The organism is Costertonia aggregata (assembly GCF_013402795.1).
In the GTDB taxonomy this organism is placed as follows: domain Bacteria; phylum Bacteroidota; class Bacteroidia; order Flavobacteriales; family Flavobacteriaceae; genus Costertonia; species Costertonia aggregata.
Genome location: NZ_CP058595.1, coordinates 1,814,490 through 1,836,060 on the forward strand (window position 1 = coordinate 1,814,490; position 21,571 = coordinate 1,836,060).

20 protein-coding genes are annotated in these 21,571 nt (G+C 39.5%); 15 read left to right on the top strand and 5 right to left on the bottom strand.

Annotation, left to right across the window (positions count from 1 at the left end; translation table 11 throughout):
- Window positions 1-69: 69 nt before the first annotated feature.
- Window positions 70-1,527, bottom strand: coding sequence for a Gfo/Idh/MocA family protein (locus tag HYG79_RS08330; protein WP_179241641.1), 1,458 nt, complete (start codon window positions 1,525-1,527; stop codon window positions 70-72).
- 249 nt (window positions 1,528-1,776) lie between these two features.
- Between HYG79_RS08330 and HYG79_RS08335 the strand changes: the two genes are divergently transcribed.
- From HYG79_RS08335 to HYG79_RS08390, 12 genes are all read left to right on the top strand, one after another.
- Window positions 1,777-2,106: a HesB/IscA family protein gene (locus HYG79_RS08335; protein ID WP_179241642.1), complete on the top strand. Its 330-nt coding sequence runs from the start codon at window positions 1,777-1,779 to the stop codon at window positions 2,104-2,106.
- Window positions 2,107-2,195: 89 nt separating this feature from the next.
- Complete coding sequence (gene sufB, locus HYG79_RS08340) at window positions 2,196-3,641, top strand: Fe-S cluster assembly protein SufB (protein ID WP_179241643.1); 1,446 nt, start codon at window positions 2,196-2,198, stop codon at window positions 3,639-3,641.
- A gap of 33 nt (window positions 3,642-3,674) precedes the next feature.
- Entirely contained in the window at window positions 3,675-4,427 is a 753-nt protein-coding gene (gene sufC, locus HYG79_RS08345) for a Fe-S cluster assembly ATPase SufC (protein WP_179241644.1), read from the top strand.
- A gap of 25 nt (window positions 4,428-4,452) precedes the next feature.
- Window positions 4,453-4,857 (top strand): four helix bundle protein, encoded by a 405-nt coding sequence (locus tag HYG79_RS08350; protein ID WP_179241645.1) that lies wholly within the window; start codon window positions 4,453-4,455, stop codon window positions 4,855-4,857.
- Between the two features lie 83 nt (window positions 4,858-4,940).
- Entirely contained in the window at window positions 4,941-6,257 is a 1,317-nt protein-coding gene (gene sufD / locus HYG79_RS08355) for a Fe-S cluster assembly protein SufD (RefSeq protein ID WP_179241646.1), read from the top strand.
- Window positions 6,258-6,320: 63 nt separating this feature from the next.
- Window positions 6,321-6,956, top strand: a complete 636-nt coding sequence (locus HYG79_RS08360; protein ID WP_179241647.1) for a porin family protein — start codon at window positions 6,321-6,323, stop codon at window positions 6,954-6,956.
- 2 nt (window positions 6,957-6,958) lie between these two features.
- Window positions 6,959-8,188, top strand: a complete 1,230-nt coding sequence (locus HYG79_RS08365) for an aminotransferase class V-fold PLP-dependent enzyme (RefSeq protein ID WP_228027966.1) — start codon at window positions 6,959-6,961, stop codon at window positions 8,186-8,188.
- 285 nt (window positions 8,189-8,473) lie between these two features.
- On the top strand, window positions 8,474-8,896 hold the full coding sequence (locus HYG79_RS08370) for a SufE family protein (RefSeq protein WP_179241648.1): 423 nt from the start codon (window positions 8,474-8,476) through the stop codon (window positions 8,894-8,896).
- A gap of 88 nt (window positions 8,897-8,984) precedes the next feature.
- A complete protein-coding gene (locus tag HYG79_RS08375; RefSeq protein WP_179241649.1) occupies window positions 8,985-9,317 on the top strand; it encodes an SUF system Fe-S cluster assembly protein in 333 nt (110 codons plus the stop codon).
- Between the two features lie 51 nt (window positions 9,318-9,368).
- On the top strand, window positions 9,369-9,881 hold the full coding sequence (locus HYG79_RS08380) for a DUF2480 family protein (protein ID WP_179241650.1): 513 nt from the start codon (window positions 9,369-9,371) through the stop codon (window positions 9,879-9,881).
- A 71-nt stretch (window positions 9,882-9,952) separates the two neighbouring features.
- Window positions 9,953-10,879: a DUF3078 domain-containing protein gene (locus HYG79_RS08385; protein ID WP_179241651.1), complete on the top strand. Its 927-nt coding sequence runs from the start codon at window positions 9,953-9,955 to the stop codon at window positions 10,877-10,879.
- A gap of 669 nt (window positions 10,880-11,548) precedes the next feature.
- Window positions 11,549-12,724, top strand: coding sequence for a hypothetical protein (locus HYG79_RS08390; protein WP_179241652.1), 1,176 nt, complete (start codon window positions 11,549-11,551; stop codon window positions 12,722-12,724).
- On the opposite strand, the gene hflX is transcribed toward HYG79_RS08390, so the two are convergent.
- Window positions 12,721-13,932 (bottom strand): GTPase HflX, encoded by a 1,212-nt coding sequence (hflX, locus tag HYG79_RS08395; RefSeq protein WP_179241653.1) that lies wholly within the window; start codon window positions 13,930-13,932, stop codon window positions 12,721-12,723. The genes HYG79_RS08390 and hflX overlap by 4 nt on opposite strands.
- A gap of 79 nt (window positions 13,933-14,011) precedes the next feature.
- Here hflX and HYG79_RS08400 point away from each other — a divergent pair, with 79 nt between their 5' ends.
- Together HYG79_RS08400 and HYG79_RS08405 are read left to right on the top strand one after the other, a co-directional pair.
- Window positions 14,012-14,986 carry an endonuclease/exonuclease/phosphatase family protein gene (locus tag HYG79_RS08400; RefSeq protein WP_179241654.1) on the top strand — a complete coding sequence of 325 codons (975 nt, stop codon included), beginning with the start codon at window positions 14,012-14,014 and terminating at the stop codon, window positions 14,984-14,986.
- A gap of 324 nt (window positions 14,987-15,310) precedes the next feature.
- Window positions 15,311-17,383 carry a S8 family serine peptidase gene (locus HYG79_RS08405; protein WP_228027967.1) on the top strand — a complete coding sequence of 691 codons (2,073 nt, stop codon included), beginning with the start codon at window positions 15,311-15,313 and terminating at the stop codon, window positions 17,381-17,383.
- A gap of 336 nt (window positions 17,384-17,719) precedes the next feature.
- Here the strand turns inward: HYG79_RS08405 and HYG79_RS08410 are convergent, their stop codons facing one another.
- Window positions 17,720-18,433, bottom strand: a complete 714-nt coding sequence (locus HYG79_RS08410) for a 3'-5' exonuclease (RefSeq protein ID WP_179241656.1) — start codon at window positions 18,431-18,433, stop codon at window positions 17,720-17,722.
- Window positions 18,434-18,548: 115 nt separating this feature from the next.
- Here HYG79_RS08410 and HYG79_RS08415 point away from each other — a divergent pair, with 115 nt between their 5' ends.
- The gene (locus HYG79_RS08415) at window positions 18,549-19,676 is read left to right on the top strand and encodes a hypothetical protein (protein ID WP_179241657.1); all 1,128 of its coding nucleotides are present in this window, start codon (window positions 18,549-18,551) and stop codon (window positions 19,674-19,676) included.
- Here HYG79_RS08415 and HYG79_RS08420 read toward each other — a convergent pair.
- Window positions 19,673-20,287 (bottom strand): hypothetical protein, encoded by a 615-nt coding sequence (locus HYG79_RS08420; protein ID WP_179241658.1) that lies wholly within the window; start codon window positions 20,285-20,287, stop codon window positions 19,673-19,675. The two genes, HYG79_RS08415 and HYG79_RS08420, sit on opposite strands and share 4 nt — an antisense overlap.
- A complete protein-coding gene (dcm, locus tag HYG79_RS08425; RefSeq protein ID WP_179241659.1) occupies window positions 20,287-21,519 on the bottom strand; it encodes a DNA (cytosine-5-)-methyltransferase in 1,233 nt (410 codons plus the stop codon). Before dcm ends, HYG79_RS08420 begins: the two co-directional genes overlap by 1 nt.
- Between the last annotated feature and the right edge of the window lie 52 nt (window positions 21,520-21,571).

A 21,571-nucleotide genomic window follows, 5' to 3' on the forward strand; every position in this document is an offset into this window, starting at 1 on the left:
AGTTTGCCCTATAAAAAAAGCGGAGCAAATTTGCTCCGCTTTTTAATAAATGAATAAATGGGTTTTGGTTTACCCTAAAGTATAACCATCCCTGTAATTGCGTTTTACGTATTTATTGGCAGGTTCAAAGTTGGTGATTTTCATGTTTTCGGCATCCCACTGTAAACGCTTTCTGCCATAGTATTTTGCTCCACCGCCCCAAAATCCTTTGTTTTTTGCATTGGGGTCCTCTTCAAAATAAGCTTTTAAGGCCAAGTTCCCTATCAAGATACTTTCAGTAAAAGGCCCGGCATAATCAAAAGGGGAACTGGTCTCGGCATTGCCATAACCGACCATACAGGCATTAACCCATTGTAAATAATGCCCTTCGGGAACTCTAGCTATAGTTTCCTCCACTTCAAATTGTTCGTTCAGGGATAATGGCAGTAATCTTGGATTTGCTCCGTAACAATCGGCCATCAATTTTCCTTTTGTACCGATAAAAAGTACACCGCCGTCCCAGTTGCCCAAAGCTTCGTCATCACCTAGTTCATCAGGCCTTTCTGGGAGCAGGCCACCATCCATCCAACTAACTTTGATAGTACCTTTTCCATCGGTACGGGGGTAGCTAAGGTGTATTTTACTTGAATTGGGAAAACTCTTGGGGTACTCGGCATATTGAAAGTTACCGCTAAATGAATCCGAAACACTGCATTCTACTTGGTTGGGGTACAATATGGGAAGAATTCTATAAACAGGGTCCATAATATGACAGGCCATATCACCCAGAGCGCCTGTTCCAAAGTCGGACCAACCTCTCCAATCAAATGGGAGATAAGCCTCGTTATAATCACGCATTTCAGCAGTGCCCAACCAAAGGTCCCAATCCAACCCCTTGGGAATCTTATCTTTTTTTGTGGGCGTTTGCAACGCCTGCGGCCATATCGCTCTGTTCGTCCAACATTTTACCGTATGAACATCCCCGATAATGTCGGTATCGTAAATTTCTTTCATTTTTCTTACACCGTCGCCCGAACCGCCTTGGTTTCCCATTTGGGTGACCACTTTGAATTTTTTGGCAGCCTCGGTAAGCATTCTGGCCTCCCAAATATCATGGGTAAGCGGTTTTTGCACATATACGTGTTTGCCCATTTCCATAGCCTTGTATGCGGCAACCGCATGGTTATGGTCTGGTGTGGATACAGATACGGCATCGATATTTTTGCCCTCTTTTTCCAACATTTTCCTAAAATCCCGGTAGTAACTGGCCTTGGGAAAAGCCCCTCTGGATTTGACCGCTTGCCTATCATCAACATCGCAAAGTGAAACAATGTTTACATTGGGACTTTCGGCGAACGATGCAATATCACTCTGTCCTTTGCCGCCGACCCCAATACCCGCTATGTTTAAGGTGTCACTGGGTGGCACAAAACCTTGCCCCCCCAAGACATGCCTGGGAACGATCATGAACCCAGCGGCCGCAACGCCCGTATTTTTGATGAACTTTCTTCTTGATGTATTCTCGTTAACGCTTTCTTTTTTGGACATAGCTACTAAAATTTACAGTTTTTTGAATAATGCTGTTCAATATAATTCAATTATTTGAAAGTAGCTAAATGAAATCGCTAGACACCAAAAATGGAAAGACAGGCCACTCGCCAAAAGTGATGCACCGCTAAAATTTGTATTTCATAGGGAAATCCTATTGGTACATACGTTATAATAATGTTAGGAATTGCCATAAAAAGGGACTTATAAACTATATTTGTAAACTATTTAGATTAAACCTAATTACCTATGATTCAAGTATCGGAAACGGCCAAACAAAAAGTCATCAACCTAATGACAGAAGAAGGTTTTGATGCTACCAAGGATTATGTACGCGTAGGGGTTAAAAGCGGAGGTTGCAGCGGACTGTCCTATGAGTTGAATTTTGACAACAAAACCCAGGAATCCGATAAAGTTTTTGAGGATAACGATGTTAGGATAATTGTTGACAAAAAAAGCTTTTTATATCTCGTAGGCACCGTTTTGGAGTATTCGGGCGGTCTTAACGGAAAGGGTTTTGTGTTCAACAACCCTAACGCACAGCGTACCTGCGGTTGTGGGGAAAGTTTTTCGCTGTAAAATGAAGCAATGTAAAATGTACCGGCCTGTTTTATCGGTACTTCAAGAACAACCACATTGCCGCTTAAATAATTTATAAATTACGAAGTATGGCATATACAGAAGAGGAATTAAAGAAAGAACTGGAGACCAAGGAGTATGAGTATGGTTTCTACACGAATATTGAGTCGGACACTTTTCCAAAGGGATTGAACGAGGATATAGTCCGCGCTATTTCCAAAAAGAAGAACGAACCACAATGGATGACCGATTGGCGTATTGAGGCATATAGGGTTTGGGAGAAAATGAAAGAACCCGAATGGGCCAATGTGCGATACGAAAAACCAGATTTTCAGGCAATAAGCTACTATTCGGCACCCAAAAAGGCAGACCCGAACAAAACTTTGGATGATGTTGATCCAGAATTGTTGGAAATGTACAGAAAGCTCGGTATATCCGTTGATGAACAAAAGAAATTACAGAACGTTGCAGTTGATATTGTTGTAGATTCCGTTTCGGTGGCTACGACTTTTCAAAAAACATTGGAAGAAAAGGGAATTCTCTTTATGCCCATTTCCGAGGCCATACAAAAACATCCGGATCTTGTAAAAAAATACATAGGCTCCGTAGTGCCCACTACCGATAACTTTTATGCCGCGCTCAACTCCGCGGTCTTTACCGACGGTTCTTTTTGTTACATTCCCAAAGGGGTAAAATGCCCTATGGAATTATCAACATATTTTAGAATCAATGAAGGTGGTACGGGCCAGTTTGAACGTACTTTGGTCATCGCCGATGAAAGCAGTTATGTTAGCTACCTCGAAGGCTGTACGGCACCATCCCGGGACGAGAACCAATTGCATGCTGCCGTAGTTGAGCTTATCGCCTTGGATGACGCCGAAATAAAATACTCAACGGTACAAAACTGGTTTCCCGGTAATAAAGAAGGTAAAGGCGGTGTCTACAACTTTGTGACAAAACGTGGCATATGTGAAAATAATGCCAAAATTTCATGGACACAGGTAGAGACCGGTTCGGCGGTCACTTGGAAATATCCTTCCTGTATCTTGAAGGGCGATAATTCGGTAGGAGAGTTTTATTCCATCGCCGTAACGAATAATTTCCAACAGGCGGACACCGGTACGAAAATGGTGCATTTGGGGAAAAACACAAAGAGCACCATTATTTCAAAAGGCATTTCTGCCGGAAAATCGCAAAATAGTTATCGTGGACTGGTTCAAGTAAATAGCAGGGCCGAGAATGCCCGTAATTTTTCACAATGCGATTCGCTGTTGATGGGCAACGAGTGTGGTGCGCATACCTTCCCGTACATTGAGGCAAAAAACAAAACGGCCATGATAGAGCACGAGGCCACAACCAGTAAAATAGGCGAAGACCAAATATTTTATTGCAACCAACGCGGTATAGAGACCGAAAAGGCCATAGCCCTCATCGTAAACGGATTCAGTAAAGAAGTACTGAACAAGCTACCGATGGAATTTGCGGTCGAGGCCCAAAAATTATTGGAAATAAGCTTAGAAGGTTCTGTAGGATAGATATTTTATAAAAAAGAATAAATTAGAAAAGCAATGCTAAAAATTAATAATCTCCACGCTCAGGTAGAGGATAAAGAAATATTAAGGGGAATAAATCTAGAGGTCAAAGCAGGCGAGGTCCATGCGATTATGGGTCCCAACGGTTCCGGGAAAAGTACATTGGCCTCGGTCATCGCCGGTAAGGAAGAATTTGAGGTAACCCAAGGTTCTGTTGAACTTGATGGCGAGGATTTGGAGGATGTTGCCCCGGAAGAAAGGGCGCACAAAGGCGTGTTTATGTCTTTTCAGTACCCGGTAGAGATTCCAGGTGTTTCGGTCACCAATTTTATGAAGACCGCCATCAATGAGTCGAGAAAAGCCAAAGGTTTGGAAGATATGCCGGCCAATCAAATGTTGAAGCTTATTCGCGAAAAGTCAGAGCTGTTGGAAATTGATAGAAAATTTTTGTCCCGTTCTTTAAATGAAGGATTTTCCGGTGGAGAGAAAAAAAGAAACGAGATTTTTCAAATGGCCATGCTCGAACCCAAGGTCGCGATTTTGGACGAGACCGATTCCGGACTTGATATCGATGCGCTTCGCATCGTTGCGAACGGAGTAAACAAGTTAAAGAACAAAGACAATGCGGTTATCGTTATAACCCACTATCAAAGGTTGTTGGACTATATCGTTCCGGATTTCGTACATGTATTGCACAATGGCAAAATCGTAAAGTCGGGCGGTAAGGAATTGGCTTTGGAACTAGAAGAAAAAGGCTATGATTGGATAAAGCAAGAAGCTACGGTATAGTTTCAAGTTTCTATGGTTTCATGCTATGGCTACAATAAAACGTTTTGAGGATTTAGAAATTTGGCAAGAGGCTAGAGGACTATCCAAAGAAATAATTAGCATTTCAGAAATCATAAATCTGAAAAGAGATTTTAAGCTCAAGGACCAGATCAAAAGCTCTTCGGGTTCTGTTATGGATAACATAGCTGAAGGTTTCGAAAGAGATGGAAATCTTGAGTTTAGACAGTTTTTGGCGATTGCTAAAGGATCAGCAGGAGAAACTAGATCACAATTGTATCGTGTAATGGACAATAATTATATTGAAGAAGATAAGCTGCTAAAGTTAATCTCTGAGTATGAAATATTGAGCAGAAGAATCTCTAATTTCATGGCTTACTTAAGCAAACAGGATTTTAAAGGCAATAAGTTTAAAGAATCACAAAGCATATAAGAATCACTAAATTTACCTTCTAATGGTTCGAGTTTTACGCATTGAAGCAAACTTGAAACAACAGAAACAAGAAACTTTTGAGTATGGATTTAAAAGACAAATTGATTTCTTCCTTTATGGCATTTGAGAACAATGTGGATGTAGACCACCCAGTTCACGATGTGCGTACAGAGGCCATGAAAAATTTTGAATTAAAGGGGTTCCCCACAAAAAAAGAGGAAGCTTGGAAATATACATCGCTAAATAAATTGCAAAAAATTGATTTTAGCATCTTTCCCAAAGAACAAAATGCACTGGAATATAAAGATGTAAAAAAATATTTCATACATGAGATAGATACATATAAAATCGTTTTTATTGACGGCATCTATAGTTCTTATCTTTCCGAGACCACACACGACGGGGTTGATATCTGTTTGATGAGTTCCGCGCTCACCAAACCCATGTACAAACAGATCATAGACGTATATTTTAACAAGGTGGCATCCAAAGATGAGTCGTTGACCACTTTGAATACAGCATTTAGCAGAGAGGGGGCCTATATCTATATCCCCAAGAACAAAATGCCTAAAAAACCTGTCGAAATCTTGAATTTTGCCACAGGAAACGAAGCATCATTGATGCTTCAACCAAGAAATTTGGTGATCGTTGAAGAAAATGCCGAGGTGCAGATTATAGAGCGTCACCAAAGCTTAACTTCCAACGAGGTGTTGACCAATGCGGTCACTGAAATCTTTGCGGCGGAAAATGCTATCGTTGATTACTACAAGATTCAAAATGACACTTCTGCGGCATCACTGATCGATAATACCTATATCAATCAAAAAGATAAAAGCAATGTAAATGTTCACACCTTTTCTTTTGGAGGTAAATTGACTCGCAACAACTTGAATTTTTATCAAAATGGCGAGTATATGGATTCTACCATGAAGGGTGTAACCATTCTGGGCGAAAAGCAACACGTAGACCATCATACGTTGGTACACCATATTCAGCCTAATTGCGAAAGCCATCAAGATTATAAAGGAATCTATGGCGAAAACTCCACCGGTGTTTTTAACGGGAAGATCATAGTCGATAAGATTGCCCAAAAAACGAATGCCTTTCAACAAAACAATAATATTTTGGTGAGTGATAAGGCTACGATAAACACAAAACCGCAATTGGAGATTTTTGCCGATGATGTAAAATGCTCGCATGGCTGCACCATTGGTCAATTGGACGAAGATGCACTTTTTTACCTTCAGACGAGAGGTATTCCGAAAAAAGAGGCAAGGGCACTCTTGATGTATGCCTTTGCCAACAATGTTTTGGAAAGCGTACGTATTCCCGAGCTCAAATCAAGAATCAATAAGCTGATAGCCAAAAAATTAGGTGTTAATTTAGGGTTTGATTTGTAAATCATAGACTGTCACTTCTGCCAAAGTGGAAAAATTTTAATAGATAAAGCTATCAAAATATAGATGGGAAAAATCTTAAAGAAAGCCCTGTTGTTAACTTTAATTTGGGCTTTTGCAACTCAGTATTGCAATGCGCAGAATGAAAAATTTGGGATTATGGGTGGGATAAATTACTCTAGGATTTCTGGTGAATCTCCACTGATAGATGTTGCAACAACTGGTAGAATAGCCTATAACATAGGAGTTTATTCAGAATTTGCATTTTATAATGGTATTTCTTTTTCACCCAGAATAATATTTTCCTCTCAGGGCTATGTCCAAGAATTGTTTCAGTCCGAAAATGAAACTATGGAAATTGTCAATAAATTCAATTTTGTAAACGTCCCAGCAATATTCAAATTTAGAATTTATGACGAATTAAATTTGCAGATTGGACCTCAAGTTGGACTCTGGTTGAATGGTAATGCTGAGGTTATAAAGTCAGATTCAGGGGAATTTCTTGGAGATAAAACCAAATTGACTGCTGATTCTAAATTTGACTTTGGCGGCAACTTAGGTATTTCATATAAATTAGCAGATAGATTCATAATGGAGGTGACCTATTTTCATGGGTTTTCAGATTTTGTCGGTTTTGATTTCCCGGTATCTAAAAGTAAAAACTCAGTATTTCAATTTAATATTGCATACTTAATTTTTTAAAATTGAAAGGAAGCATAATCTCTCATATAGATTCTATCCGTAAAGATTTCCCTATTCTGAAACGGGAAGTCAACGGCAAACCCTTGGTATACCTAGACAATGCTGCAACGTCACAAACACCACAGCAGGTCATTGATGTGATTGTAGATTATTACCAAAACTATAATGCCAACATTCATCGTGGTGTGCATGCACTTTCCCAAGAGGCAACGGATAAATACGAGCAGGCTAGAATAAAGATTCAACAGCACTTTAATGCGAAAAAAACGCATGAGATAATCTTCACTTCGGGTACTACCCACAGCATTAATATTGTAGCCAACGGCTTTACATCACTTATCAAAAAAGGGGATGAAATCTTGGTCTCGGCGATGGAACATCATTCCAATATCGTACCATGGCAAATGTTGTGTGAGCGAACAGGGGCTATCCTTAAGGTAATTCCCATGAGCCAAGAAGGGGAATTGTTGATGAATGTTTATGACGATTTGCTTTGCGACAAGACCAAACTGGTTTTCTGTAACCATATTTCTAACGCATTGGGTACAATAAATCCTATTGAGGATATCATAGAAAAAGCCCATGCCGTTGGAGCGGCAGTTTTGATTGACGGGGCACAGGCGGCACCCCATATAGTAGCCGATGTCCAAAAATTGGATGTTGATTTTTATACGGTTTCGGCCCATAAAATATGTGGCCCCACGGGTATAGGAATGTTATACGGCAAAGAGGAATGGTTGGGTAAATTGCCACCATACCAAGGCGGTGGCGAAATGATTGCCGAAGTCACTTTTGAAAAGACCACATATGCAGATTTACCCCACAAGTTTGAAGCGGGAACACCCAATATTTGTGGTGGTATCGCCTTTGGGGCAGCTTTGGATTATATGAACGAAATCGGTTTTGATGCCATTGCTGCATATGAGCATGAACTTTTGGAATATGCGACCCAAAAATTGTTGGAGGTTGACGGACTTAAAATCTACGGTACGGCCAAGAACAAAACTTCGGTCATTTCATTTAATATCAACGGTATTCACCCTTACGATATCGGAACGATACTTGATAAATTAGGTATAGCCGTACGCACCGGTCACCACTGCGCACAACCCATTATGGATTTTTATAAAATCCCCGGAACGGTACGTGCCAGTTTTTCTTTTTACAATACTATGGAAGAGGTTGATGTGCTGGTAGAGGCCATAAAGCGAGCAAAGAATATGTTGCAGTAAGCTACGTAGTTATCCTTTTCTTAAACTATTGAAATACACCGATTCTTGTTGTATTTTTACACCTCAATAGATTTGTTTCGCATTTTGAAGTATTATGGTTTTCGTAGGTCAGTTCGAGTTATTTTGATGAACCAAAAATTAAATCGAGAACAGCTTTTGTTTTAAATTTTTGTTCTAGATACTAATTGCATTTCATCTCAATTTATAATTCGCTCTAATTGATAAGTTTGATTAAAATGCACAATAGGTTGAACAAATTGTATTTGAAAAATTAAAAAAGGGCTTATGCATATTAAGGAAATACAGAATGAAATTGTAGACGAGTTTTCTATGTTCGAGGATTGGATGCAACGCTATGAATATATGATAGAACTTGGCAAGTCACTTCCTATAATCGATGAAGCTTATAAAACGGATGATAACATAATAAAGGGCTGCCAAAGTAAAGTTTGGGTTCATGCAGAGCTGAACGACGATAAATTGCAGTTTACGGCAGATAGCGATGCCATTATCACCAAAGGCATCATTGCGATTTTGATCAGGGCTTTCAGCAACCAAAAACCCCAAGATATCATTGATGCCGATACAGGTTTTATAGATGAAATTGGGCTTAAGGAGCATTTGTCCCCTACACGGGCAAACGGTTTGGTAAGCATGGTCAAGCAATTAAAACTATACGCTGTAGCATACCAAACACAGCTGAAATAAAAATAATTAAGTTCATTGGCCATTTGACCAAGGCTACAGGTTTTATTTAGCTTTAATGCAAGAACTTATGAATGTATAAACTTTTGAGATGAGTAAAGAAACCACAGAAATAGACACGGCGGAATTAGGGGAGAAAATAGTGAAGGTCCTAAAAACAATTTACGACCCAGAAATTCCCGTAGATATATATGAATTAGGATTAATTTACGATGTTTTCGTAAATGAGGATAATGATGTGAAAATTTTAATGACCCTAACATCGCCCAATTGTCCAGTTGCGGAATCGCTTCCTGTAGAAGTTGAAGAAAAGGTCAAATCGCTCAACGCCGTAAAAGATGCTGAGGTCGAGATCACTTTTGATCCGCCTTGGACGCAAGACGCTATGAGCGAAGAGGCGAAACTGGAGCTTGGAATGCTGTAACCAAGCTTCATTTTTAATTTTCATTTAACGTAACTTATTTTATTGCAAAATATGCCAGAGGAAATAGTAAATAGGGTGGCCCAAAGCAAACTAATCACGATTGACCTTGAGGATTACTATCCTCAAGGCCCAAGAGTAGTATTGGATATCAAAGACTGGCTGCACGAAGGTTTTATCTTAAGGGAAAAAGAGTTCAGGGCACATATTGAAGAACATGAATGGGAGCAATATAAAGGCACCTATGTTGCCTTGACCTGTTCAACCGATGCCATAGTCCCCGGTTGGGCCTTTATGTTGGTTAACACAAAACTTCAGCCCTACGCCAAAAAGGTAGTTCAGGGTACTTTGGAAAATTTGGAAACCTCACTGTACCAATCCATCATAGGGAATTTGGATATTTCCGGGTTTAAGGATAAGCCTGTCATCATTAAAGGTTGCAGTAATAAGCCCGTTCCCGCAAATGCATATTTGTTCTTGACCCATAAATTACAATCTGTTGTAAAATCCATCATGTATGGTGAAGCCTGTTCGTCGGTGCCGCTCTTCAAACGAAAAAATTTGTAAAAAAAGTAAGTCAAAAAAGTGACTATTCTTACTTTTACATTCCATAACATTAAATATAAACACTAAACATTATGAAAAAGTTAGTATTTGTTTGGGCCGCTTTGTTGGCCTTTACAACCATTCACGCACAAACAGAAGAAGAATTAAAGGGAGAGATAGGCCCAAAAAAAGACTCTATTGCTGCTATTCAGGGGAGGGTAGATGCCCTACAGGCCCAAATTGATGCCTTACCCGGTTGGAAAAAAGGGGCTTTCGGCACCATTGGTGGTAGCTTGTCCAGTTTCAATAACTGGTACGCCCAAGGTGCACCAAACAACTCATCGGGTAATATAGGCTTTACCATAAATGCTTTTGCGAATTTAAAGCAAGAGAAATTTTTCTGGAGAAACTCGGCAAACGTTAATTTGGCCTGGGTAAAATTGGACAATAAAGATATCGATACCGATAGTGAGGATTTTGAGGGCACTACCGATGTTTTTCAGCTTACATCGCTTTACGGGCGTAAGTTGAGCGAGAAGTTCGCCATATCCGCATTGGCAGAATATAGGACAACCATCTTAAACAATTTCAATGACCCAGGTTATTTGGATTTTGGGGTCGGTGCTACTTGGACACCTATTGAAGATCTGGTCGTGGTCATACATCCATTGAACTATAACTTCGTATTCAGTAATGAGGATACCATTTTTGAGTCTTCGTTGGGGGCTAAAATTGTGGCCGACTACACTCGAAAATTGGGAGCGGTAAACTTTAAGTCCAATTTATCTATGTTTCAAAGCTATGAAAGTGGAGATCTTTCTAACTGGACGTGGACCAACTCTTTTGGCTATACATTATGGAAAGCGATCGGGGTAGGTTTTGACTTTGGTTTGCGTAACAATAAACAAGAGGCCTTAAACTACTCCATCAATACTTTAGGAAACACTGGTGATACTTTTGATACGGTAGACAATGAACTTCAAACCTATTGGTTAATAGGTTTAAATTATGCTTTCTAAACGGATAGAAATTATTTGAAACAAAAAAAGAGCCCCGACTTTCATCGGGGCTTTTTTTTAGTTAAGTAGGTTTTTAGTAAAATTCGGTTTGGTATTCTACTAGCTTTTTAAGGTTAAGTTTTAAGTACTGATGGGGTCAACACTATCACTTAATTACACTGTAAATATAGGCTGTATCATAAACCCTACTAAATTTTTGTTGTGAAGTGTGGTAGCAATGTTGTGAAAAATATGAAAGGTAATTTTGTTCGGTGAAATACGGGTTTACTACCTTTTTCAAGCTAAAAATATATTCAGCATCAAATAGCTATATATAAAAAACCCCCTCAGTCAAAAGGGGGCATTTTTTATAAGTTAGGCGATTGTAAAATTTGGTCAGCGCTTAGCTTTGTTAGGAAAAAGTGGAGACTTGGGGTTTCACACTTAAAGATCAAGTTTAGCTCTTGATTTGGGACAAACCCTAATACTTAATTACAGAATAAAAATATGTTTCAAATGCCGGAAAAGGTAATTTATGTTGTGAACGTTCTTTTTTCTGTTGTGAAAAATCTTAAAAAGGCAACTATATTAACATAAGGGTGTTCTTAAATTTTAAAATTTCACTGAAAATAGGGGATGCAGCTTCATATTTTTAGATAATATTTGCAAGCTATCCACACAAACAAGTAAATGAAATCCGGTATAAATATAAAAAGCATTACAAGTATTTTCTTGATCATTGTAGCATGTATTTCATGTGAGAATACACCCAAACTTTATGCAGACTATGTTTGGGACCCCGAGATTGAGAAATTAAAAGGAGACAATCTCAAAGCTTGGATTGAGGAAGCTCCTTTCAATGGCAAATGGGACCCCACTAAAACTGAGGACGGTAAGGCGGTCCTGACCACCAATGAAGAACAATTGTTTCCATTTATCGGCAACTATAAAAAGGAAGATGGTACTTTGAACAATACAGAAGATGTGTACCAAAAAACCCGTATGTTTTTTAAAGATGATAAAAGAGGAGAGTCTTTTGTACACGTTACATTATTGACCCATGATGAAGAATTATTTGTTAATGAATCGTATTCGGAAATGGGCAATGTCGCTTTTTCGGGAGTTAATGCCATTAACGAATCGTATCGTGCAACATTGAAAGAAACGAAAGCCACGAACAATGGCAAAAATGTTAAGTCAGGCATATATTGGGTGCGAACCAATTATATTACCTATTGTATGGCTTTTTGCCAAAAGAAGAATATGGTATTTCAGGTGGCTTTCCCTTGTGAGGAAGTCAATAAGCAAAAGGCGGTTTCCAAAATTAAAGAGGTCAATCGCACACTACAATTGAAATTACATGAATGGGATATTGTAAAGCCGGAAGATTTAGAGGTAAACCCAGAACCTAAAACTTTTTGGAAAGATCCGTACGCACATATTTTTTCAAATAAAAGATATTTTCTCCTGAGTGATCTAAGTGTAAAACTGGCAAATACCAAGTTTGAGGAAATAAGGTCAAAAGATACGGATGTTGACTATTTATTTGCTTACGAAGGGCCACTTGGAGAAGTAAAACTAGCCTTTAGCAAAAAAGAAACCGACTTTAGTGAGCAGGAATACCCAAATGAAATGGGCGAAAAAACATTTACCTCAATTTTAGAATACCCCCATGGTTTTGAAAGCAACCGGAAAATATACATCAATAAAAACGAGAAAGGTAATAGGGTATATTTTGAGGGTCAAACCTATTTTAAGGACAACCACATTTTAGACATACGATATTCATACCCTATTGGCGATACAGAAGCAAAGGCCGTTATAGAAAATGCTTTAGCCCGTCTTAAAATAAGCAGTACGATCTAATACTCGTCCAAATGCTCGGGATAAAGAAAGTTGTTGTACGGGAAACGGGTTACATGAATATCGCGTACCTCGTCATACACCCTTTTTCTAAAATCATCTAGGTTCTCTTTGTTCAAAGCGGATATAAATAGTGCATTATCGCCCACACGCTGCATCCATGTTTTTTTCCAATCAGCTATGGTAAAATGTTTTGAGGAGCGTTCGGTAACCAGATCATCTTCGTCAATGGTTTCATTTTCATATTGGTCTATTTTATTAAAGACCATAATAGTGTTTTTGTCCGCGCTTTTTATTTCGGAAAGAATTTGGTTAACTGACGCTATTTGTTCCTCGAACTGAGGATGTGAGATATCTACAACATGAAGTAATAAATCGGCTTCACGAACCTCATCCAAGGTGCTTTTAAAGCTTTCTACCAATTGCGTCGGTAATTTTCTTATGAAACCAACGGTGTCGCTCAATAAAAAAGGCAAGTTGCCAATGACCACTTTTCGCACTGTAGTGTCCAAGGTAGCAAAAAGCTTGTTCTCCGCAAATACATCGCTTTTGCTGATAACGTTCATCAAAGTGGATTTGCCCACGTTGGTATAGCCCACTAGAGCTACGCGCACCAAAGCACCACGGTTACCGCGTTGGGTTTCCATTTGACGGTCTATTTTCAGTAACTTTTTCTTTAATAATGAGATGCGGTCACGTACGATTCGCCTATCGGTCTCGATTTCGGTTTCGCCGGGCCCACGCATACCAATGCCCCCTTTTTGGCGCTCCAAGTGGGTCCACAGACCAGTTAACCTTGGCAACAAATATTCATATTGTGCCAGTTCTACCTGGGTGCGGGCATAACTGGTTTGGGCGCGTTGGGCAAAAATATCCAATATAAGGCTGGTACGGTCAATGATTTTACAGCGCAATTGCTTTTCTATATTCCTCTGTTGGGCCGGGGTGAGCTCGTCATCAAAAATGACCGAACCTATTTCGTTTTCCTCTACATAAGCTTCCACCTCCTGCATTTTACCACTACCTATCAAGGTTTTGGGATTGGGAACATCCATTCGTTGCACAAAGCGTTTATATACTTCACCACCCGCAGTATAAGTAAGAAATTCAAGTTCGTCCAAATATTCCCTTACCTTTTCCTCATCCTGTTCCCTATTGATAACGCCTATCAATACAGATTTTTCATAAGTAATTGCCTTTTTCTCTAACATATATTGTATAAAGTGCAAATTTAAACAATAGAACAGTGCTATTTTAGGTATTTTTAATGACCGTATAAAAAGATACCGTATGCTTTTTCCACTTTTTAGACGAAAAAAGAAGGATGACCTACATACCATCGCTTTTTATAATCTTGAAAATCTTTTTGACACCAAAGATAATCCCAACACTTTAGATGATGATTTTACCCCTGAGGGATTCAAGAGATGGTCTACTAAACGTTACAAGAGAAAATTATACAAACTGGCAAAGACTATTTCTGAAATTGGTATTGAATCATCAAGAACCACCCCGGTTTTGATCGGTGTCGCCGAAGTGGAAAATAGAAAAGTAGTGCAAGACTTAGTAAGTGCCGAACCGCTTAAAGAGATTGATTACGGCATTGTGCATTATGATTCCCCCGATGAGCGGGGCATAGATACCGCATTGGTCTACCTTAAAAGTAATTTTGAAGTATTGGCCTCTGAGCCTATTACCTTATTTGTGGACAACCCAAACGGAGAAAGGGATACCACTAGGGATATATTGTACGTATACGGAAGGTTGAACGGTGAGGAAACCCATATTTTTGTGAACCATTGGCCCTCCAGAAGGGATGGTGAGGACGCAACGGACTACAAACGCATTGAAGCGGCCAAGACATTAATACGCAAGATGACACGCATTGAAAAAACCCAAACAGAACCAAACTATATTATTATGGGCGATTTTAATGATGGGCCAACATCGCCGAGCATACAGGAATTAATGAAAACGGGGAGTTTATACAACCCTATGGAAAAGTTATTGACGCCCGATAAAGGAAGTGCCAATTATAAAGGCAAGTGGATGCTTTTTGACCAAATATTGATATCACATAATTTTTTGAACTATGAAAAACACACCCATAGTTTTGCCCGTTCCGATATTTTCAGCAAAGCGTCACTGACAGAGTTTAAAGGTAAATATAAAGGCACGCCCTACAGGACATACGCAGGAAGAAAGTATATAGGCGGGTACAGTGATCACTTTCCGGTGTATATACAATTAAAATATAATTCTTGAATCGATAGGTGAATTTATAAACACTCAACCTAGCAAGACATGTAAGAAATCACTTCTAAAATATCGATAAAATGCAAAAATATGCAGTTTGTCGAAAATATATATGTATTTTATCGAATAAATTGTGTTTTTAAACGATTTTATTTGTTTTGTTGATATGTTTGTAATCCAAATCAGAATAACCTACTTGCTATGAATTACAAAACACCTACTCCCAATAGGGTTAAATATATTTTGCCGTTTCTGCTTTTTTGCGGTGTGTTATCTTTTGGTCAATCCAAATTGCAAAAACAGAAAATTACAGCATCTTATCAATCTTCCAAAATGCTGTCAATCACATCTAAAATGGAAAAAGAGCACCAAACCGCTCAAAAACAAATGTTGCGACTTGCTACCGCCAATAATTGGAAAATTTCGGAAAGATTGACTGATGGCGGTTACGTTGAACTACAGGAAGTAGGCCCGGATGGGACTCCACTTTACTATACCACATTGACTGATAAGGTCAGTACCGTTTCCAGAGCCAATACCTTATATTATGGAGGTGCCTTGGATCTAGGCGTACATGGTGAGGGTATGAACATTGGTGTGTGGGATGCAGGTATCGCCCTAACATCACATCAAGAATTTGGGAACAGGGTAAACATATTGGATACAAACAGCAAGATAGAATCGCATGCCACAATGGTAACCGGTGCCTTGGTATCTTCTGGTGTAAAGAGAAAAGCTCAAGGTGTTGCCCACAAGGCCAATGCCATTACAGGAGATTGGCGAAGGGATAAAATCGAGGTAAGTGAAGCGGCGGCGAATGGACTATTGATATCCAATCACTCTTACGGAATTCAAACGAGTCGTGTGCCCGATTGGTATTTTGGCTCTTACATCAAAGTTTCGCAAGATTGGGACAACATCATGTACAATGCCCCTTATTATTTAATGGTTACCGCAGCTGGCAACTCTCAAAAGAAAAGGGATAACGACACTCCGGTCTATGGAAAAAATACAGACGGTTTTGATTTGTTGTTGGGGTTCAATACCTCTAAAAACGGAATCGTAGTGGCTGCCGCAGACACACAAATGAACAATAGCGGTAGCATTAAAGACGCAACGGTAGCTACCTATAGTAGCTTAGGACCTATTGATGATGGTAGGATAAAGCCAGATTTGGCCGGTAGTGGAAATAGTATGTATACGGCAAATTCATCGGGAAATTCAGCATATATGGCCTGTACGGGAACTTCAATAGCTGCACCGGGCATTTCGGGATCTTTATTATTGTTGCAGCAATACCACGAAAAATTATACGGATCTTTTATGAAAGCTGCGACATTAAAAGGCCTCGCATTGCATACTGCCGATGATGTTAATGCACCAGGTCCCGATTACAAAATGGGATGGGGTATCATGAACACGAAAAAAGCAGCTGAGGCGTTGACCGATAAGGATTTTAGCGCGTTGATATCAGAGGAAACCTTGAAAGAAGGCGAAACGTATTCGATTACCGTAAATGCTTCAAAAAATCAATTGATGAGTGCTTCTATCTCATGGACAGATGCTGCTGGGGAATATGTGAACAGGGGTGTTTTAAACGATACCAAAGCTGCTTTGACCAATGACTTGGATATTAGGATCACCAAAGATGGCAAAACCTATTTCCCATGGAAATTGAACGCTGCACAGGCTTCTTCAGATGCAATCACTGGAGATAATACAGTAGATCCCTTTGAGAGAATAGACGTTACCAATGCCTCGGGAACGTACACGATTACAGTAAGCCATAAAGGTAAATTACTTGACCAAAAACAAGATTTTACAATAATTCTGACCGGTATCGCCGTAACGGGATGTTCTGCCGATACCCCAGAATATATTCAGATTGTGGAACCTACGAATAGCATCGTTCCGTTGGAATGGGAACCAATGGAAGATGCTATTTTTGAGGTTCAATACAAGACCGATACCGAAAATAGTTGGAATACATCGTACGTCAACGAAAACAGTATCAACCTGCAAGGTTTAGAGATAGGTAATACATACGAAGTTCGTTTACGTACCATCTGTACCGAAAATATAGGTTCAGAATATTCAGAAACGGTATCGTTCATATTCAACGGTGCAGAAACCGTATCGGATAATATTATTGAGAACGAAACCTTCTCTATTGATGATGAACTTGCTTTTAGCGTTTATCCCAACCCCGCAGTTGAGCAGATTAGGTTAGAAGGCAATATATCTGATATAGCCCAGTATAATATCATCACAATGGCTGGGGTAACCGTAAAAAAGGGCAATGCCAAGAATGCTGAGATTAATGTATCCGATTTATCATCAGGACTATATATTCTTTCGATACAAAGTCTGGAAGGCGTAAAAAGCACAAAATTCTATAAAAACTAACATACAGTTCGTAGTCCCCCCAAACCTTATATATACATAAGAATACGCCCTTTAAGGTTATTGCTTAAAGGGCGTGTTTATTCTAGCTTATGTATCAACTTAATATGCTGTTTTTCAAGATCGGGAATAAACATATAGCCGTAGCGTGCAAAAATTTCGTTTCACATGATGGCAAGCTTTGCTTTATCCAAGTACTTTACATCCTCGTCTTTCAATAATGTTGTAGATGCTTGTCGGTATTTTCCGTAATAGTGTTTGTGCAACGAATAGGAAACCTATCCTATTGCCCAAAGCATATATTCGTAATTAAAAGTATAATCAGCACCTGTGTACGCACTACACTTTTTTTATTTCGCTCTCATCCAACAAATCGTCGTTCCTAAGCCTTAGAAAAACTTGGGCCGTGGTCACGACATCCAATTCACAATAGTTGATGATTCTGTCCAAATCGTTGTCTTCATAATACACCTGCCGCACCATACTGCCATCAATATCTTGTTTGGGTGACGGAATCCCCAGAATATTGGCCAATAACTTTAAGGAAGTATAATGCTTGTAATCCCCGAATTTCCAGAGCTCCATAGTATCCAAATGCGGGATTTCCCAAGGCTTTTTCCCAAAAAGATTTAGCTTATATGGTAATGGTATGCCATGAACAATCATTCTACGGGCTATATAGGGAAAATCAAATTCTTTGCCATTATGTCCGCACAACAAGTGTTTGGGCTGGTTAAAATGTGAGTCCAGTAATTTTTTGAACTCTTTTAAAAGTTGGGACTCCTCTCCGTAAAACGTAGTGGTACGAAATGTCCTCATATCTCCCTTCAAATGAAAATATCCTCCGGATATACATATTATTTTTCCAAACTCGGCCCAAATGCCGGCACGGTCGTAAAATTCTTCGGCAGAAAACTCATCCTTGCGCTGGTATTGGGATTTTTGTTCCCAAAGCTCTTGTTTGGCATCATCCAATTGGTCAAAACGTTCACTTTCGGGAACAGTTTCAATATCCAAAAACAAAATATGTTCTAGATTGATTTTGTGCAGCATGGTATACGTTTATTGTTTTCAATATACAAACAAATACAGAAACCGCTGGGTACCAAAAGCGGACTTCAAAACAGATTTTTTCATCTATTTTACGTAGATTTAATAAAAAACTGCGATGAAATGGATTTCCAGGGCTACTCTTCTATTTTATATCTTACTGTCATCTGCATGTTCAAAAGACAATGCTAACGATAAAAACGGGCCGCAAAATGAACGTATCGCAAATTTTACGGTTATTGGGGAAGATGCGGAAAACGTATATGAGTATGTTTTCAATGCAAATCAAGGGAATGGTAGTTTAACCGACCTTTCCCAAGAGGCGGATATTGCAAGAGGTTATCTTACATTGCGCGAGTTGAACGGGGTATTGTCTTTTTTTAATTTCTCGAACGGTAATTTTACGCTGACCCAACGCAATGTGATTACGGGAGCCGTAAAAGTCTCCGAGAATTTTTATAGCGACGTGCCCGAACGTGCCATTTTATGGGGTACCAATACAACGGATAAAGCCTTTATCGGGACCTATACCCCGGATGGCTCCCGAAATTTGGGGGTAAGGACCATTGACCTTGATACGGGTGGTACACAGGATATATTTTTGGAAAACGACATCCAAACCACATTTCAGCCTTTGTATAAAGACGAGAAACTGTTCGTCATCTATCAGAACGGATTGGGCAACTTTGAAATAAGTGTCATTGACACCGGTACCAACTCGGTCATAAAACAGTTATCATATCAAAATAGGGCGCCAAGTCTCGGCATTGATGATGCTGGCGATGTTATCGTGTTGACGAGCGATAACGGGAATGACACCCAATACGACATGTATGATATAAACACATTGGAGATTAAGGAGCAGAAAAATATTTCGTTGAACCAAATTTTCTCCGCCGGCCCCTTGGAAGGCAGGGTAGTGGATGATAAACTGTATTACTCCAACGCATATTCCCAACCATCCCCGATAATTTTTGGGCCTGCTTTGTTCGATTTTGATACCGATATTAAAACGGTTGTGGATATGATACGTATCGTGGACCAGATAGAAATGGAAATCGGGGAAAGGATAACCCTTATTTCCCAAGGTTATGATCCGGCGACCGATTTGTTTCTTATTGGTTACGGAATTTCAAATACTACAAATTTAAGAGACGGTGGAGTTCTTATGATTTCTACTGATGGTGAGCTGGTCAAGAGAATTGAAGTGCCGTTCATACCGACCTATTTTGTTAAGATGGACTAAACCAATCTTTTCGCCAGCCCGTTTGTCAATAAAAACTCTAACCGTAAGATGAGGTTGATGGGTTTTTCAACTTTGTTCAGGTTGGAAAAATAGAGATACCCTTCGGTTTTTGCTTTTAGTTCCCTCAATTCTATTTTACCTTGTTCGCCCTCATATGTAGTTAAGTATTCATCCAATACGCTTTTGTCAATATTTCGGTTTTTTAGAAAACCAATCAACTTTTTACGGTTTACAAAAGTAATTTTACATGAGGTAAATGTATTGGGCGCATCGGAATAAATACCCGTGACCAACGCATAAAAATCTGTTTTTTTGGCCGTATCAAAAAGCCATCCTTCCTTCACCTTTCCATTTTTTTGATAACATAGTTCAAAAGCAAAAGTAGGGAGGTCCTCGTTCACATAGTCCAATTGTGCCTTTTCGTCCAAATAATAGGATTGTTGGGTAGCACTGTTTTTAAAGATTACATCTATCCCTGCAAGTTGTTGTGCAATATCCGAAACCCGTTCAAAAGTATAATGGTTTAGGTTTTCCTTATAGTATGTGTCTAACAAAAGTGCCAGTTTTTGCTCTTTTTCCAAGTCTGATTTAAAACTGCTTTTATTGTCCACTAGGGTTTGGAATTGATTTTTTCAAAGAGTGATTTCCCGAGCCGCTCCACCACCCCGACTACTAGCGCATTACCCATAAAAAAGGCACGTTTGGTATCGCTTATCCCTTTGAGTTGGGTGTGGTTGTCCGGGAACATGTTAAGTCTTTCCAACTCGACCGGTGTTAATCGCCGTAGACCTTTTTTGGTCTGCACCACATGTTTGAACCTAGAGGGGCTTTTGCCCCCTTCACCTGTAATGATGGTACGCGAGGCGTTATCCAAAGCATCGGGAAAAACCATGCTACCTTCACTGTAGTTATAGGTAAATCCGTTTTTTGCCGTGCGTCTCTCTTTTTTTGCTCCCTTTAAGTACTCCCATTTGGGAAAATCGATATCAGAAATATAGAAATCATCGGTAACTTCACCGTTAAGGAGAATATCGCCCAAAACCGTTTTTTTGCCCTCATAATTTGGGCTTGTTTTTAGGGTATGTACTTTCCTGTCAATAAAAACACCTGTGTTTTCAAAGGGGGATAATTTTTTACCGGTGTTGAATTCCTTGGAAAGTTGCACAAGGTCTTGTTCAATAGTAAAAGATGCTATTTTCGTTGATGGGTTCGCTACTGGAAACGCGTTGGCAATGGTACCCGATAAAAGCATCCAGTCCAAGGCATCATCCTTTTTTATAGATTGATATGCTTGGGTAGATTTATGATAACCCAGGAAAAAAATACGCCTTCTACGTTGGGGCATCCCATAGTCGGCAGCATTTACAATTCGCCATTCCACGGCATAGCCGAGCTCGTCCATACTTTTGAGCATAATGGCAAAATCTCGCCCCCGCTGGTTTGATGGTGATTTGAGAAGACGGTCTACATTTTCTAAAAAGAGATATTTGGGAGGGTTCTTTTTTTGGGAAAGAATACGATGAATACTCCACCATAACACCCCTTTTTTACCAATGAGCCCTTTTGAATTTTGAAGGGTAGTAGCGACCGAATAATCCTGACAAGGAAAACCGCCTACCAAAACATCGGCATCCGGAATTTCTGAAGTTGGTACTTCGGAAATATCTTGATTGCTGTGGTTTTCATCTCCAAACCGGGCTTCGTATACCATTGATGCATGTTGGGTCTTTGTACTTGGCTCCCATTGGTTGCTCCAAACCACTTCGTAGTCCCCGCTTTTTTCAAGCCCCAAACGAAAACCGCCAACACCCGCAAATAGTTCTATGACCTTCAGTTTTTTCATAGCATGCTAAATTAATTAAATTTATTGGTCCTGCCGGTTTATCATCAATACC